14 protein-coding genes are annotated in these 15,670 nt (G+C 70.8%); 2 read left to right on the top strand and 12 right to left on the bottom strand.

Going from position 1 to position 15,670, the window contains the following annotated elements; translation table 11 throughout:
* On the top strand, positions 1–468 hold a 468-nt coding region (locus ABZV38_RS31985), incomplete at its 5' end, for a transposase (RefSeq protein WP_356331937.1).
* A 1,637-nt stretch (positions 469–2,105) separates the two neighbouring features.
* Complete coding sequence (locus tag ABZV38_RS31980; RefSeq protein WP_356003210.1) at positions 2,106–2,786, top strand: phosphatase PAP2 family protein; 681 nt, start codon at positions 2,106–2,108, stop codon at positions 2,784–2,786.
* A gap of 7 nt (positions 2,787–2,793) precedes the next feature.
* Here ABZV38_RS31980 and ABZV38_RS31975 read toward each other — a convergent pair whose 3' ends face one another.
* The 12 genes from ABZV38_RS31975 to ABZV38_RS31920 are packed head-to-tail and all read right to left on the bottom strand — an operon-like array spanning position 2,794 to position 15,670.
* Positions 2,794–4,128 carry a glutamate-1-semialdehyde 2,1-aminomutase gene (locus ABZV38_RS31975; RefSeq protein ID WP_356331936.1) on the bottom strand — a complete coding sequence of 445 codons (1,335 nt, stop codon included), beginning with the start codon at positions 4,126–4,128 and terminating at the stop codon, positions 2,794–2,796.
* 7 nt (positions 4,129–4,135) lie between these two features.
* Positions 4,136–4,687 (bottom strand): dTDP-4-dehydrorhamnose 3,5-epimerase, encoded by a 552-nt coding sequence (rfbC, locus tag ABZV38_RS31970; protein WP_356331935.1) that lies wholly within the window; start codon positions 4,685–4,687, stop codon positions 4,136–4,138.
* The gene (locus ABZV38_RS31965; protein WP_356331934.1) at positions 4,684–5,925 is read right to left on the bottom strand and encodes a polysaccharide pyruvyl transferase family protein; all 1,242 of its coding nucleotides are present in this window, start codon (positions 5,923–5,925) and stop codon (positions 4,684–4,686) included. Before ABZV38_RS31965 ends, rfbC begins: the two co-directional genes overlap by 4 nt.
* Positions 5,922–6,869 carry a glycosyltransferase family 2 protein gene (locus ABZV38_RS31960; protein WP_356331933.1) on the bottom strand — a complete coding sequence of 316 codons (948 nt, stop codon included), beginning with the start codon at positions 6,867–6,869 and terminating at the stop codon, positions 5,922–5,924. Before ABZV38_RS31960 ends, ABZV38_RS31965 begins: the two co-directional genes overlap by 4 nt.
* Complete coding sequence (locus tag ABZV38_RS31955) at positions 6,866–8,155, bottom strand: hypothetical protein (RefSeq protein WP_356331932.1); 1,290 nt, start codon at positions 8,153–8,155, stop codon at positions 6,866–6,868. The genes ABZV38_RS31960 and ABZV38_RS31955 overlap by 4 nt, the downstream gene beginning before the upstream one ends.
* 5 nt (positions 8,156–8,160) lie before the next feature.
* The gene (locus tag ABZV38_RS31950; protein ID WP_356331931.1) at positions 8,161–9,444 is read right to left on the bottom strand and encodes a DUF4910 domain-containing protein; all 1,284 of its coding nucleotides are present in this window, start codon (positions 9,442–9,444) and stop codon (positions 8,161–8,163) included.
* The gene (locus ABZV38_RS31945) at positions 9,432–10,457 is read right to left on the bottom strand and encodes an SDR family oxidoreductase (protein ID WP_356331930.1); all 1,026 of its coding nucleotides are present in this window, start codon (positions 10,455–10,457) and stop codon (positions 9,432–9,434) included. Before ABZV38_RS31945 ends, ABZV38_RS31950 begins: the two co-directional genes overlap by 13 nt.
* Before the next feature lie 3 nt (positions 10,458–10,460).
* Complete coding sequence (locus ABZV38_RS31940) at positions 10,461–11,108, bottom strand: PIG-L deacetylase family protein (RefSeq protein ID WP_356331929.1); 648 nt, start codon at positions 11,106–11,108, stop codon at positions 10,461–10,463.
* Positions 11,105–11,932: a glucose-1-phosphate cytidylyltransferase gene (locus ABZV38_RS31935; RefSeq protein ID WP_356331928.1), complete on the bottom strand. Its 828-nt coding sequence runs from the start codon at positions 11,930–11,932 to the stop codon at positions 11,105–11,107. Before ABZV38_RS31935 ends, ABZV38_RS31940 begins: the two co-directional genes overlap by 4 nt.
* Positions 11,929–13,164, bottom strand: a complete 1,236-nt coding sequence (locus ABZV38_RS31930) for a class I SAM-dependent methyltransferase (protein WP_356331927.1) — start codon at positions 13,162–13,164, stop codon at positions 11,929–11,931. Before ABZV38_RS31930 ends, ABZV38_RS31935 begins: the two co-directional genes overlap by 4 nt.
* Positions 13,161–14,435, bottom strand: a complete 1,275-nt coding sequence (locus tag ABZV38_RS31925; protein WP_356331926.1) for a glycosyltransferase — start codon at positions 14,433–14,435, stop codon at positions 13,161–13,163. The genes ABZV38_RS31930 and ABZV38_RS31925 overlap by 4 nt, the downstream gene beginning before the upstream one ends.
* A 2-nt stretch (positions 14,436–14,437) precedes the next feature.
* The gene (locus ABZV38_RS31920; protein WP_356331925.1) at positions 14,438–15,670 is read right to left on the bottom strand and encodes an O-antigen ligase domain-containing protein; all 1,233 of its coding nucleotides are present in this window, start codon (positions 15,668–15,670) and stop codon (positions 14,438–14,440) included.

Below are 15,670 nucleotides of genomic sequence, written 5' to 3'. Positions count from 1 at the left end.
ATGACCCTCAACGAGCAGATCTCCGAGATGAACAAGCTCATCGAGGGCCGGTTTCGCGAGCACGAACTCGCCGACATCGTCCTGAGCGTCCCGGGCATCGGCACCGTGCTCGGCGCGGAATTCGTCGCCGCGGTGGGCGGCAGTCTGGATGAGCTCGACTCACCCGACGCCTTGGCGGCCTTCGGGGGCGTCGCCCCTGCACCTCGCGACTCGGGCAAGGTCAGCGGCAATCTCCACCGGCCGGCCAGCTACCACCGAAGACTTCAGCGCGTCTTCTATACGTCAGCGCTCGTGAGCGTCCGCTGCGACCCGAACTCGCGGAAGTTCTACGACCGCAAACGCGCCGAGGGCAAGAAGCATGTACAGGCTGTGCTCGCCCTCGCCCGCCGACGCGTCAACGTGCTGTGGGCCCTGATCCGTGACCGACGGTGCTATGAGGTCGCGCCCCCAGTGATGACAGCGGCTTGACAACAACATAGGAAGCGCTTCCAACGCCCGCGGCCCGCGAGTGGGAGATCTTCCGAACGGAACCGGCGGAGACCGCACTGAAGCCGGGCGATACCTGCCTGGTGGGAATCCCCGCGACCGTGGTGCACGTCCAGGCGGTCCATCGCTTCGATCCGCCCCTGGTCACCGGCATGCTGCCGCGGCCCGCGTCCTACGTCGAGGTCCTGCGGCAGGGTGATACCCATGACCCTGACCTTGAGGACCAGGGCTACACGATCGATCCGGCCGGCGGTGAACCGATACGCATCGAGCTGTTCTTCCGTCCGTACGCCTTCCTCGAACCGGGTGATGAGGTTGCCGACCGGAACGGGCGCGCCTGGCGGTTCGATGCGGCCTGGGACTGGCACCCCTTCGACGGTGGGCAGTCGGGCACTCCGGCCTGGCCTCCCATCCCGCCGCAATTCGTACGCATGCTGCGTGCCCATGTGAAACGGTTCGATGTGGCACCCGACGGTCGACTCTTCCGGAACCAGGCTGGCAACTACGTGGGACGCTGCCGCCTACGGCATCACGTGGGCGCGGGCCCGGGAGCACGCCCTGACTCGTACCGAGCAGACTTCTCGCCTGGCCAAGCGACCTTACGATCTCCGGCACGCCGGGATCCCGTTCTGGCTCTACTCCGGAGTGGACCCGGCCGAATGCGCCCGCCGCGCCGGTCAGAGCATCGAGGTTCTCTTTCGCCACTACGCCAAGTTCCTCGACGGCCTTCGAGAGTAGGCGAACCGCCTCATCGAGCAATCCATGAACGAGTGGCAGCGCGTCAGCCAAGGTGCGATGGGGACGGCGGCGGTGGCGGGGTTTGTTCACGATTCTTGACGCTCTCATGACGCTTGCGGGTAAGCCGGAATCGGTGGAGTCTCGGCGCCCGGAGGTGAGCGCCGTGCACCGCTGGCAGGAAGAAGTCAAGGACGTTCGCCTTGCGCGGGCTTGGAGAGGGAAGGTTCGTGGAGTCGAGGCCAGACGAGGTTGGCCGCATCCCGTTTCGTAGCGTCCCTGAAGCCAAGACAGCGGCCGCTGCGCAGCCGGAGTCCTGCAGGAAGGCGTCATCCACGACGTATCACGATTGCGGTTTCGGCGACACTCCGTGGCTCCGGCACGGAAAATCGATCCGGAACCAAAATTCGCGGAGTGTTGACCCGCGGACTATCCAACGGCGGTTTGCCGCGACCGCATTGTATTGTCAGTTCTCGTGGGCGCGGCATCGCGGTAGCGGCGGGGGCGACATGGCGTAGGTCCCGACGGGGGGCGGTGCATCGCATCTGTCGGATGGTCTGCGACGGTGTGCGGCGGGTAGTGCACGCGCTCATCGGCCCGCGCGGTGGTGGTCGCGACCATGCCTTTTCGGACCTGCCCGCGGGAGCCGGGGTACTGACGGGACACATAGGCCGTGGCGTGCCCGGACTTACGGTCACCGGAGTCGTCCGGGAACAATGCCCCGCCGTCGTGGGGCGCGGTCGGAAACAGGAAGGCGCTGATTCATGGCTGCCCACCGGTCCGATGAAGGGCCGCACCTTCACCCTGCCTCAAGAAGCCAAGACCCGGAACACCATCCACCGATCACGGCAAACCACCGCAGGTCGACCGGACGCGGTGGGCATGTGACCGGCCGGCCGGCGCCCGCGGTGCTGCCCCCATCGCTGCGCGCGTGGCTCGGGCTGATCGCGGCCCTCGCCGCGCTGGTGGTCGTCGTGCTCGGGGTCCTGTACGCCGGCCACAGCGAGCCCGGCAGCGTGGACGTGTGGATCCAGTCGGCGGTGGACGGTGTGCGGTCGCCGTGGCGGAACATCGCCCTGGCCATGGACTTCCTGGGGGAGCCCGTGGGAGCGGCGACGCTGGTCGTGGCCACCGTGGCGGGCTGCCTGCTGCTTCGGCGTCCTCGCACAGCGGTGCTCATCGTTGCCGGCGTCGCCATGGCCGTGGGGTCGGCGACGCTGCTGAAGTACCTGGTGGGACGCACCATCCACGGCGACAATCTGTCCTACCCGAGCGGGCACACCGCCTTCCTCACCGCGCTCGCCCTCGTGGTGGCGCTGCTCGCGACCGGCCTGCTCGGCCTCGGCAGGACGGCCGGCACGTTACTCGTCCTCGCCGCGGCGCTGGTTGCCGGCGCCGCCATGGGCTGGGCGCAGGTCGCCCTGGGCGCGCACTACCCGACCGACGTCCTCGGCGGCTGGTGCACCGCGCTGGCGGTGATACCGGCGACCGCGTGGCTGGTCGACCGGATGGCTGACCGGCTGGTCGATGGGATGGCCGACGCCGGTTGGCGGGAGCGTCGCTGACGTCACGTCACGCCCGGCGACGGAATACGGGCTTCACCGGTCGTCCGGCCAGCCAGGGGGTGGGGTCTGCGGCGTCCAGTGCCTTCCGGTACACCGCACATGCCTGGGCCACCACGTCGACGGTGTGATCGATGTCGGCGTCGCTGAGCGCGCTGCTCACCACGAACGACGGGGCCAGCACCCCGCCCGCGAGGAGCCTGCGCAGGAACAGGGTGCGGTACTGCTGCGACGGCTGCCGGTTCTCGTCGAGGGTGGCGAAGACCAGGTTGCTGGCCCGGCCTTGGACGACGATGTGGTCGCCGACGCCCATGCCGGCCGCGGCGTCGCGGACACCGGCGGCCAACCGCTCGCCGAGGGTGTGGAGCCGCGCGGTGACGCCCTCTTCGACGTAGGTGGTGAGCACGGCCATCGCGGCGGCCAGCGAGTGCGTTTCCGCACCGTGCGTGGTGGACAGCAGGAACACCCGGTCGCCGGAGTGACGCAGCCCGCCCCGCTCCATCAGATCGCGGCGCCCGGCCAGCGCGGAGATGGCGAACCCGTTGCCCAGTGCCTTGCCGAACGTGGAGAGGTCGGGGACGACGCCGTACAGGCCCTGGGCGCCCGCCTCGGACCAGCGCAGGCCGGTGATCATCTCATCGAAGATCAGTACGCAGCCGTGCCGGTCGGCCAGCTCGCGCAGGCCGGCGAGGTACCCGGGCGGCGGCTCGGTGTGACCGGCAGGTTCGAGGATCAGACAGGCGACCTCGTCCTGGTACCGGGTGAGCAGCTTTTCCGTGGCGGCCAGGTCCCCGTAAGGGAACGCCACGGTGAGTTCGGTTGTCGCCGCCGGAATACCGGCGGACATCGGTGTGGTGCCGATGAACCAGTCGTCGACGGAGAAGAACGGATGGTCGCCGCAGATGGCCACCCGCGGGCGCCCGGTGACGGCGCGGGCGAGTCGCACCGCGGCGGTGGTGACGTCGGAGCCGTTCTTCGCGAACTTCACCATCTCGGCGGTCGGCACCGTGGCCAGGAAGCGTTCCGCGGCCTCGACCTCCACGATGGACGGCCGGACGAAGTTGCTGCCGCGGTCGAGTTCCCGCCTCACCGCCTCGATCACGCGTGGGTGGGCGTGGCCGAGGCTGACCGACCGCAGGCCGGAGCCGTACTCGACGTAGCGGTTGTCGTCGATGTCCCACACGTGGGCACCGCGGCCGTGGCTGATGACCGGGGCCAGGTTCTCGGGGTACTGGTCGTCGCCCTTGGCGTAGGTGTGCGCGCCCCCGGGGATCATGGCGTGCAGCCGCTCGTTCGCCATCCGCGACCGGGGCAGGAGGAACTCTTCGGTGCCTTCGGTGTCCACGCCAACCTCAACTCTCTTTTTGCTGCAGGGCTTCGGCGAGGCTTGGCGCCTCCCGGTCCCGCTGGGACATCGATGTGACCGGTAGCGGCCAGGGGATGGCGAGCTCCGGGTCGTCGAAGGCGATCGTCACGTCCTCGGCCGGATCGTGCGGGCGGTCGATCCGGTACGAGACGTCGGCGGTTTCGGTCAGAGCCTGGAAGCCGTGCGCGCACCCCGCCGGGATGTGCAGGGTCTTCTGCGTCTCGTCGGACAGCTCGAAGAAGGCCCGGTTGCGGTAGGTCGGCGAGTCCGTCCGCAGATCTACGACGACGTCGAAGATCTTCCCGTACGAGCACCGCACCAGCTTGGCCTCGCCGGCGCCGGAGCGCAGGTGCAGGCCGCGCAGCACGCCCCGGACCGAGCGGGACAGGCTGTCCTGAACGAAGGCGTCCGGGTCGAGGCCCACCGAGCGGACCACGTCGGCGTCGAAGGTGCGGCAGAAGAAGCCGCGCTCGTCGGCGTACGGCGTCGGCTCGAACAGGTACGCGCCGGTGATCTCCGGGACTTTGGTCGCCTTCATGGAGCCTTCCGCAGGGTGTGGGCGTGGTCGGCCGCAGGGAACAGGGCCGCGGTCAAGGAGTTGAACTGGTGCTCGAGTCGCCGGGCGGCGGCCAGGTTCCGCTCGGTGAGGGTCTGCCGCAGCTCGGCCGAACGCTTCTCCAGCGCACGGAACTGCTCGAGCAGCCGGTCGGCGTCGACCTCGCGCGCCGGGTGGCAGTACGCGCCAAGGCCCATCTCCGCCATGAGCGCGTCGCTCTTCGCTGCATAGCAGAGAGCGAGCACCGGCGTACCGGTCTTCAGCGCGCAGATCAGGTTGTGGTACCGGATCGCCACCACGGTGTCGGCAGCCGCCATCTCCTTCATCAGGTCGGCCAGTGAGGACGGCTCGGCAGCGGTGACCAGCGGCGAGTGCACAGCGTCGAGGATCGCGGCGACCACCGACGCGTCGCACTCGTCACCGGTGAGCAGCCGGACAGCCCTGCCCTCCTCGACCAGCGCGCGGACGAACCGGATCGTCCCGTCGAGGTAGCGCCGGTATATCTCATAGGCCCGAGCGCGATCGTCGTTGCCGCCGTGGAAGTCCATAACGCCGACGCAGACCGGGCCCGGCGGGGCCGACGGGTCCGAGGGCGCGCTCGCCCGCGCCGACGGCAGGGCGAACGCAAGGTCCGGGTAGACCTCGTCGCGCGCGGTGTCCACGCCCATCGCCCGCATCGCGTCGCGAGACTGCGCGTCCCGGTACGACCGGTATGCGGCCAGCCGCGCCGACCAGCGCACCAGGGCCCGGGTCGGCCGGTTGCCGATCGTCGCGGCGCCTACGCTGACCAGCGCCACCCGGGTGCGCAGCAGCCGGCCGCTCGCGCAGAGCAGGAACAGCGAGTACGGGAAGCCCCACGGCCGGAGCGGCAGCGTGGCCTCCAGGACGCCCATGCCCGGGACGATCACCACGTCGTGCCGGCGCACCCAGGCAGCGGTGCGGAAGACGTCGACGAGTTTGCCCAGCCCCTTCGCCGCGATCGCGCTCGCACGCGACGCGGTCCGGTACTCCCCGCGGTACCAGTGCAGCCGCGTCGCGGGGATCCCGAACCGGGTCGTCACGGCCTCGGGCCCGCCGCACAGCGCGTCCACGACCACCTCCGGGTGTTCGGCGCGGAGGTACCCGAGCACGGCCTCCAGCGACCCGTCGTTGCCGAGGTTGCCGGAGCCGAGCAGACCGAACACCCCGACGCGCACCGGGGTTTCGTTCGCGGGCGTCATGCCTGCCTCCCCTCACGGCCGGCGACGAGGGCGTCGACGGAGACGGTGAGCCGGTCCGGGGAGACCCGGGCGCGGTCCTCGACCCGCTCGCCGGCGCCGGGCCGGACCCGGCTGGTCATCCATGCGGCCAGACGGCGGTAGCACGCGCGCCGGTCGGCCGGGGACAACGGCGCCCGCCGGATCGCCGCGACGAAGCCCCAGACGTACTCGGCGAGCAGCCGGGGCGTCGGGTGCAGCGGGCCTGCCCGGCGCGGGTCCAGGTTGATGCACCGGGAGCGCTTGGACGGGTTCGCCCGCTCGGCGCGGGTGGGATGGTCGCGGCGGAAGTACAGCAGTTCCGGCACCTGGTGGAAGGGCCCATGCAGGCCGATCTCGGCGACGAACGTGCGGTCCGCGTGGTGGTAGCTGTCCATCGGCTTCACCCGGCGCAGCACGTCGGCCCGCATCACCCCGTAGAAGTCGTCGCCACCCGGCTCGAACAACAGACTGCGGAAGCGCTCCGGCGCGTGCGGCGAGGCGGTGGCGAGCGTGTACTCGTAGGGGACCTTCACCTGGCCGTCGCAGTCGATGACCGCCTGGCCGGTGTGTGCGAGGATCATGTCTGGCCGCTCGTCCAGCGCCTGGACGCAGCGCCGCAGCAGGTCCCGGGCGTACAGGTCGTCGTGCGAGGCCCACTTGAACAGCTCGCCGCGGGACTCGGCGAGCACATGGTTGTGGTTCGGCGTGGCGCCGATGTTCCGGGGCAGCCGGAGGTACCGGATGCGCGAGTCCTTCGCGGCGTACTTGCGGCAGATGTCCTGGGTCCCGTCGGTCGAGGCGTTGTCGGAGATGACCAGCTCGAAGTCCTCGTAGGTCTGGCCGAGCAGGGCGTCGAGCGACTCGGCCAGGTACTCCTCGCCGTTGTACACGGGCAGACCGATGCTCAACCGGGGATGGGCGGTCATGACGTCCTCACTTCGCGGATCGGTTCTTGAGCGTGCTCGCGCAGGGCGGACCGCAGTTGCAGCCACCACACGGCCGAGCCGCTGACGGTCGCGGCGGCGACGCCCCAGGCCGAGCCGACCGTGCCGGCCACGGCGGCCCCGCCGAGCCCGCCGCTGACGTAGCAGGCGGAGGCGAACAGTTGGCAGCGCAGGCTGCGCCGGGCCGTGCCGAGCGCGCGCAGCCCGGCCGCCGCGCCGGTGCCGAGGCCCGTGCCCGCGACGCCGAGGGTGACCGGCACGATGAGCTCCGAGGCGGAGTGCCAGACGCCGCCGAGCACCAGCTCGCCGAGCCGGCCAGGCATCAGCAGCAGCGCCGCGCCCCAGAGCAGCGCGCCGGCGGCCTGCCCCCCGCCCAGCAGGATGCAGAACGTGCCGAGCCGGTGCGGGGCCTGCCGTAGCACCCGTGCCGCCTCCGGGACCGTGACCAGCGAAAGCCCCATGAGCACCGCCAGGAACGGGCCGAGCAGGAGCTCGGCGCCCCGCACCGCACCCACCGCGCCGATCCCGACGATCGCGCCGAGCCCGTACGCCCGCAGCTGGCTCGCGCCACTGAGGCTGACGTTCTCGACCAGATACCGGTAGCCGAGATCGCGCTGCTGGCGAAGCCACCCGCGCGCCTCGGTCATCCGGGGCCGGATGCCGGACTGGATGTAGCCGTACCCCGCCGCCACCGTGGCGGACGCGCCCCAGGCGAGCACGAAAGCGGCCACGCTGCCCACAGGAACCGCCACCACTAAGGCCGGGACGAGCGCGACACCCCACACGACGTCGTTGACGAACGCCTTCCGCCCGGCGCCGGCGGCGAAGAACGAGAACCGCCAGGCGTCCTGGAGCAGTAGCCCCGGCAACATGACACCAAGGGCGGCGAACGCGGGCCCCACGCGGCCGCCTAGGCCGAGCCCGGCCACCAGACACGCCACGCCGAGGGCCGCACCGATGCCGAGTGCGGTACCCGTCGACCGGCCCACCGCCCCGCGCCAGGACGCGTCCGGAACGCCGCTGAAGCGCACCACGAGCGGATCGGTGGCCAGCCCGCGGGAGACGTTGAGCACCACGCCGTACGTCACCCAGGCGAGGCTGAACACGCCGAACGCGGTCACCCCCAGCGAGCGGGCCACGTAGATGCCCACCACGAAGTTGCTCACGCTGGAGGCCGCCTGGTCGGCCAATCCCCAGGACAGCCGACCGACGAAGGCCCGCCTGGCGGATCCGGCCGATGCCGTCGCCTTCTCCGCCTCGATGGTCATCGGCGTCATCCCTTGATCAGCCCGGCGTCGTGCAGGGCGCCGGCCGCGGCGGCGACGGTATCGAACGGCAGCCCGGACCGCTCGGTGACGTCCAGCAGACTCTGCTCGCCGTCGGAGAGGCTGAGCACCCAGAGCATGGCCATCTGGGCCTGCTTCGCGTCGCTGCGGCCGCCGAGCGAGTCGTACAACCCGCGCCGGCCCAGCTGTGGCTCGCCGTAGGGGCTGAGGTTGACGTACTGCCGGTTGCGGTCAAGGACGGCAAATGCCTCGCGGCAGACGGCGAGAGTGTCCGCCATCGCCTCCGGGGAGACGAAGTCCAGGTTGTCCGCCGAGGTGTGGTACTCGGGGTACCCGGCGTACGGGGTCCGGCTGAGCGAGCCCACGCCGAGATCGAACCCGGGCGAGCAGAACTGCCGCTCGTCGTAGCCGTACGGAGTGAACTCGGCGACGTGGTACGGGCGTTCGGAGGCGGCAAGCACGTGCCGCATCACCCGGTCGATCTCCGCGTCGCCGCGTCTGCTCTGTTTGTACGTCAGTTGGCCCGGGTCGCCGGCGCAGGCCAGCACAAGGCCGTGCTTGACCCGTTCCACCCGCTCCGCGTTGCGGGCTAGCCAGGTGATCGCCCCGATGGTGCCGGGCGCGTAGATGAACCGGTAGGTGTAGTACGGCGTTTCCTGCGCCAGCGCCCGGGCCAGGTACGTCGCCACGGCGATGCCGGCCAGGTTGTCGTTGGCCAGCGACGGGTGGCAGACGTGGCAGGAGACGATCACCTCGTCGGTGACCTGCCCGGGGACCACGTGCTCGGCGTAGGTGAGGTGGCCGTCGGCGAGCGTGGAGTCGATGCACACCTCGTAGTCGCCCTCCGGCAGCGCGTCCAAGGTCTCCTGGGCCAGGCAGAAGCCCCACTCCGGTTTGTAGTAGCTGGTGCGGTACGGCACCCAGGCCGGGTGGTCCGGCAGGGTGTGCAGGTGCGCGCGAAGCTCGGCCAGCGGCATGGTCGCCGACACCGGCACGCTGTAGCCGAGCACGTGCAGGCTGGACGCGGCGAAGTCGACGACCCGATTGCCCGCGGTGTCGGCGACGTACGCGTCCCGGATGTTCCACTCCTGCGGCACCGTCCAGTCGAGCACTTGCGTCCCGGTCGGCACCTCGTGCACCTGCAGCGGGACGTACTCGCCGACGATCTCCAGGGTGGCGCGCACACCGTCGCCGGTGATGCTCCGGCACAGCGGGTACAACCGCTCCACCAGCGCGTGCATCTCCTCCCCGGCCGTGCTCATCGGCGCCACCGCAGGGTGTCGTCGACGGTGCCCGCGTCGGACGCCGCGCGCAGCACGGCCAGCCGGGTGAAGCGTCGCTCGAAGTCTTCCCGGGTGAGCCCGTATTTCCGGTAGTTGTCGGCGAGTTCGAGCGCGCCCTGCTTCACCGTCCACTCGCAGTCGAAGCCGGGCACCGCGGCGCGGAACCGGGAGAAGTCCACCCGGTACGACCGCGGGTCGGCGCCGTTCTCCCCGGTGATCACCACCTTGGCGCCGGATACCGCCTCGGCGACCTGCTCGGCGATCTCGGCGACGGTGACGTTGTTGATCTCGCTGCCGATGTTGAACGCCCGGTCGTGCACCGCCTCGCGCGGCGCGACCAGCGCGGCCGCGAAGGCCCGTGCGATGTCGGCGGCGTGCACCAGCGGGCGCCAGGGGGTGCCGTCGGAGAGCACGAGGACCTCGCCGGACAGGAGGGCGTGTCCCACCAGGTTGTTCAGCACGATGTCGGCGCGCAGCCGGGGTGAGTAGCCGAAGGCGGTGGCGTTGCGCATGTACACCGGGCTGAAGTCGCCGTCGGCGAGCGCGTGCAGGTCGTCCTCGACCCGCACCTTGGACTCTGCGTACGGCGTCACTGGGCGCAGCGGGGCGTCCTCGGCCACCAGGTCGTCGCCCCCGGCGGCGCCGTAGACGGAGCAGGTCGACGCGTACAGGAAGCGCCGCACTCCGGCGTCGCGGGCCAGCCGGGCCAGCCGTACGGACGCGTGGTGGTTGATGTCGTAGGTGAGGTCCGGCGCCAGCGATCCCAGCGGGTCGTTGGACAGGGCGGCCAGGTGGATCACGGCGTCCACCCCGGCCACGTGTTCGGCCGTGACGTCGCGCAGGTCCACCCGTCGTGTCGGCGGGTCGGCGGGCGGCGGGCCCAGCACGCAGTCGGCGAACAGGCCGGCGTCCAGCCCGACGACCTCGTGTCCGGCGGCCGTGAGGACCGGGGCCATCACGGTTCCCAGGTAGCCCTGGTGCCCGGTCAGTAGTACGCGCAAGGTTCATTCCTCCAGGTCGAGAGTGAGTTTGGTGACGGCGAACGCCTCGGCGTAGCGCGCGTTGCTTTCGATACCACGGATCCGGGCCAGCCCGAGGAAGGCTTCCCGGTCGTACCAGGGCCGGTGCTGCTGCGAGGGGTAGTGCTCCTGCAGCAGCCGCACCTTTTGTTCGGCGATCTCCGGCGACAGCGGCTGGTACGCCGCCGGACGGCCGAGGTCGCCGTCCCACTTGACGATCTCGTAGCCGAGCACCAGGTGGTCGCGGAACGCGGTGGTCATCAGCTTCGCCAGACCGCGGTGATCCTGGTGCGCGTCATCGGTGCGCGGGGCCAGCACGAGATCCGGCTCTGTCCCCGCGCGCAGCTCCTCGACCGCGGCCTTGGCCTCGTCCCAGCGCGCGGGCAGCCGGCCGTCCGGCAGCTTGTCCACGGTCAGCCGCAGGTCGGCACCCGGGCAGAAGGCGGCGAGCGCGGCCTGCTCCTCCTGCTCCCGCTCGCTGCCACCGCCGGAGAGCACCAGCGCGTCGACGCGGATACCCGGCCGCGCGAGGCACATCGCCAGCAGCGTGCCGCCGGCGCCGATGGCGATGTCGTCGCAGTGCGCGCCCACCGCGACGATCCGGTCCAGGCGCCCGGCCCCCAGCCGGATCACGCCCTCGCTCCGGCACCGTGCCTGCTGCCGGTCGCGCTCGCCCCCGCGCCGTCCCGTTCCCACACGGTCCACGGGCGGTCGCCTTGGGCGTAGGCAGCGTCGAGTGCGGCCCGCTCCTTCACGGTGTCGGTCGGCTTCCAGAAGCCGCGGTGCTGGTGCGCCACCAGCCGTCCGCGCTTGGCCAGTTGGGCGCAGCCGTCAGCGACCAGGTCCCCGTTCTCCGGGATGTGGTCGAAGACCTCCTGACGGAGCACGAAGTAGCCGCCGTTCTCCCACAGCGGCATGTCACTCACCGCGGTGATGCCTCCCACCAGGCCGGCCTCGCCCAGTTCCACGCAATGGAACGAGGACTGCGGCGGCACCACCATCATCGACGCACCGGCGTCGCGCCGGGCGAACCGGTCGATCATCTCCGGCAGCGGGGCATCGGTGAGCACGTCGGCGTAGTTGGCGAGGAACATCTCGTCGCCGTCCAGGTGGTGCCGCACCCGGCGCAGCCGCTCCCCGATCGGTGACTTGATGCCGGTCTGCGCGAACGTGATCGTCCAGTTGGCGATGTCGGTGGACAGCAGCTCGGCCCGCCCGCCCCGCAGCACGAAGTCGTTGGACGTCGTCTCCTCGTAGTTGAGGAAGAAGTCCTTGATGTGGTGAGCCCCGTACCCGAGACACAGGATGAACTCCGTGTGCCCGAAGTGTGCGTAGTAGCGCATGACGTGCCAGATCAGCGGCCGCGGGCCGACCATCGCCATCGGCTTGGGCGTGTCGTCGGAGGCTCCGTTGCGCATCCGCAGCCCGTAACCGCCGCAGAACAGAACAACCTTCATCGCTTGACCTCGACAATGCTCAGTTCCGGAATGGGAAAGACCAGCCGGCCGCCCCACTCGTGCACGAAGGACAGCTGCTCGGTCAGCTCGGCCCGCAGGTTCCACGGGAGGACGAGGACGTAGTCCGGTTTATCGGTGCTGATCTGCTCGGGCGGCAGGATCGGGATGCGGGTGCCCGGCGTGAACCGGCCGTGCTTGTAGGGGTTGCGGTCGACCGTGTACGCGAGCAGGTCGGGCCGGATGCCGCAGTGGTTGAGCAGGGTGTTGCCCTTGCCCGGGGCGCCGTAGCCGACGACCGTCTCGCCGCGCTCGGCCGCCTCGATGAGGAACCGCAGGAGGTCGCGGCGCACCTTGGCCACCCGAGCGGAGAACTCGGTGTACCCGGACAGCTCCTGCAGCCCGGCGGCCTTCTCCCGGTTCAGCACGTCGGCCACCCGACGGGTCGGCTCGCCGGCCACCTCGGCCGGCCGGGCCCACAGCCGGATGGATCCGCCGTGCGTGGGCAGCAACTCGACGTCCACGAGCGCGAGTCCGCCGCTCGCCAGCGCCCGGATCGCCGAGGCGACCGTGTAGTACTGGAAGTGCTCGTGGTAGATCGTGTCGTACTGGTTCTCCTCGATCAGGGTCAGCAGGTGCTGCACCTCGATGGAGACCCAGCCGTCGTCGGCGACCAGGGCGCGCAGCCCCCGGGTGAACCCGACCACGTCGGGGATGTGCGCGTACACGTTGTTGGCCACGACCAGGCCGGCCGGGCCGTGCTCGGCGCGCACGGCAACGCCGGTGTCCGGGTCCAGGAACTCCGTGAGCGTGGGCACACCCGCGTCCCGCGCCGCGGCGCCGACGTTCACCGAGGGCTCGATGCCGAGGCAGCGGATCCCGTGGTCCACCACATGCCTCAACAGGTACCCGTCGTTGCTCGCGACCTCGACTACGAAGGCGTCGGGGCCGAGACCCAGCCGCTGTACGGCGTCGGCGACGAACGTGCGCGCGTGCTCCACCCAGGAGGTCGAGTAGGAGGAGAAGTACGCGTACTCCGTGAACGTCTCCTCCGGCTTGATCAGCGGAGGGATCTGCGCGAGCCAGCAGTCCGTGCAGACCCGCAGATGCAGCGGGTACGCCGGCTCCGGCAGGTCCAGTTGGTCCGCGGCGAGAAAGCTTTCACACGGCGGTGTCGCCCCCAGATCGACGACGCTCCCCATCGCCGCTGAGCTGCAGAGTCGGCATCGTGTCATTTACTGCCTCCATCTCTGCTCGCGCGGGTGCCCCGCCGCGAGCCAGCGTTTCCGTTCCCTACCGGCGGCGCGCTGTTCCCGCCGCCGGACCGACCCGCGATCGCGGTGCGGTATCCCTCCACCAGGCGCTCCAGCCCGACGGCCGGGCTGAAGTGCTGCTCGTAACGGCGCCGGGTCGCCTGGCCCATCTCCCGGTTGCGGGCCGTCTCGGCCGTGATCCGGCGCAGGCAGGACGCGAGCGAGGCGGGCTCGCCCGGCCGGTGCAGCAGCCCGGTCACCCCGTCCTCGACGAGTTCGACGAAGGCGCCGTGACCGGCGGCGACGGCCGGGACCCCCGCCGCCATCGCCTCCACGACCACCAGGCCGAACGCCTCCAGCCACGTGGAGGGAGCCACCACGGCGATCGACCGCGCGATGGCCTGCCGGCACTCCGCCTGGTCGTACAGGCCGACGTACCGCACGTCGTCCCGGCCCGCCGCCCAGGCGGTCACCTCTCGCTCCAGCGGCCCCGCGCCGGCGACCACGAGCGGCACGCCCACACCGCCGCCGACGGCGATCTCGTCCCACGCGGCCATGAGCAGCCGCACGCCCTTGGCCTCCGCGAGCCGGCCGAGATAGAGCAGATGCTCGCCATCGCCATCTCGGCGGGCGCCCGGTTCGGGCACGAAGTTGTGCTTCACCGCCAGCCGCTCGGCCGGCATGCCGGCCCGCACCAGGACGTCGCGCTGCGCCGCGGAGATGCAGAAGAACCGCTCCACGCCGGACCACCACCGCCGTCGGTTGACCGACAGGCTGACCGCGAGCGGCACCGTAGCCAGCCGGGAGCTCCGGTAGCAGCCGTGCCGGACGGCGGGCAGCGGAGCGGACCCGACGCACTCGGTGCACGGCCGGCCGTCCCGCTGCAGCGTGCCGGGCGGGCAGACCTGGGTGTAGTTGTGCAGCGTGGCGACGGCGGGCACGCCGGCGTCGGCGCAGGCGGCCAGCACCGCCGGCGACAGAAGCGGGAAGACGTTGTGGACGTGCACCACGTCCGGCCGCTCGGTGCGAAGCCGGGCGGCGAGCTCCGCGCGGACCGCCGGGTTCCACGGCACCAGCAGCGGTACCGCGACCTTGCCCAGCAGGGATCGGGCAGCGATGTCGTCGCTGCGCCGCTCGAACACTTCGACCCGGTGGCCGGCCCCGCGCAGCAGTGCCACCTCCTGGTCGACGACCTTGTTCTCCCCGCTCGGCTGCGCCGAGGCGTAGCGGTTGTGCACCACGAGGACGTGCATGCTCAGGTCACCTCCGATCTCTGGGCCCGTCGCGGGACGCGTCGTCGAGGGACTTCGGGCGTCGAGAGGGGAGTGGCCGCGACAGGTGCCGCCAGCAGTGAAGCGGCCACCGCCAGATGCAGCAGATACGGCGAGGCGTCGCCCAGCCCGGCCTCGGTGTACGACGCGATCGCGCAGTAGCTGATCAGGAAGATCGCGCAGGCTCTCGACAGCGACGGTGGCCGCAGCAACGCGACGCCGCCCAACACGATGATGATCGCCGCCACCAAGGCGACGCCGGTCATACCCTGCTCGTTGTAAACGGCCAGCCAGCTGTTGTCGATCGGCAGCCCGCCGAACGACTTGTCGCCCACGCCCGCGCCGAACAGGTACTCCGAGGTCGTCCGGGGTGCTGTCAGCAGGGCGTGCCAGACCTTGGCCCGACCGGTGAGGCTGGTGAAGTTGTCCTGGCTCTGTCCGCGCAGGAACCACGCCTGCAGCGCGGAGGCGAACCCCACCGCGGCCACGGCGGCGCACAGCACCGCCCAGGCGAAGAACCGGCGGGCGGCGGCGCTGGTCAGGATGAGCGAGCCGATCGCCAACGCCAGCCCGATGAGCAGGCCGAGCGTGGCCGTCCGGGTATGGGTCAGCGCGAGCAGGACGAGTGACGGCACGATGACCACCGCCGCGCTGGCCTTGTCGGTCCGGCGGCCCAGAACGAGCAGCACGGTAAGCCCGATGATCACCGCGGCGTACTGTCCGATCTGCGGCGGGGTGAGCGGCCACAACGCGCCGACCAGCCGCCCGCCGTAGAGCTCGGGCATGGCCGCGCCCGGTGAGATGACCAGGCCGGCGGCCACCGACCCGAGCACCGCGAAGTACATCCGGATGTGGTGCCGGACGAACGTCAGGCCGCCGTCCCACCAGCGGCTGAGCAGCCACAGCGTGCCGACGAAGAGAGCCAGCCGGGCGCAGCGGAACAGCGCGCCGAACCCGGACTGCAGGTTCGCGCTGGAGATCACGCTCAGCACCAGCAGCAGGGTGAGCAGGAACACGAAGGCGCTGGCTCGGATGCGCAGCCGGAGATTGACTGCGAGCACCAGCGAGAACGCGGCGACCAGCGAGCCCATGGTGACCATCTGAATGAGGGAGCGGGGCAGCGGAATGATGGTCTGCGCCCCGGCGGAGCCGAGCGTGTTGAGGATCAGCAGTCCCCAGACTGTACCGACGATCTTCGGTGTGTGGTCCTTGCTCAT

The organism is Streptomyces sp. NPDC005181 (assembly GCF_040608395.1).
Taxonomy (GTDB): domain Bacteria; phylum Actinomycetota; class Actinomycetes; order Streptomycetales; family Streptomycetaceae; genus Streptomyces.
This window is presented reverse-complemented; position numbering and strand designations above follow the sequence as displayed.

What these genes read in the sequence shown, in the direction of transcription:
- ABZV38_RS31935 (WP_356331928.1), bottom strand. Translation starts at nt 11,932, where the DNA reads ATGAAGGTTGTTCTGTTCTGCGGCGGTTACGGGCTGCGGATGCGCAAC.
- ABZV38_RS31960 (WP_356331933.1), bottom strand. Translation starts at nt 6,869, where the DNA reads ATGACCGCCCATCCCCGGTTGAGCATCGGTCTGCCCGTGTACAACGGC.
- ABZV38_RS31955 (WP_356331932.1), bottom strand. Translation starts at nt 8,155, where the DNA reads ATGACCATCGAGGCGGAGAAGGCGACGGCATCGGCCGGATCCGCCAGG.
- ABZV38_RS31930 (WP_356331927.1), bottom strand. Translation starts at nt 13,164, where the DNA reads ATGACACGATGCCGACTCTGCAGCTCAGCGGCGATGGGGAGCGTCGTC.
- ABZV38_RS31920 (WP_356331925.1), bottom strand. Translation starts at nt 15,670, where the DNA reads ATGAGCAAGGACCACACACCGAAGATCGTCGGTACAGTCTGGGGACTG.
- ABZV38_RS31925 (WP_356331926.1), bottom strand. Translation starts at nt 14,435, where the DNA reads ATGCACGTCCTCGTGGTGCACAACCGCTACGCCTCGGCGCAGCCGAGC.
- rfbC (WP_356331935.1), bottom strand. Translation starts at nt 4,687, where the DNA reads ATGAAGGCGACCAAAGTCCCGGAGATCACCGGCGCGTACCTGTTCGAG.
- ABZV38_RS31965 (WP_356331934.1), bottom strand. Translation starts at nt 5,925, where the DNA reads ATGACGCCCGCGAACGAAACCCCGGTGCGCGTCGGGGTGTTCGGTCTG.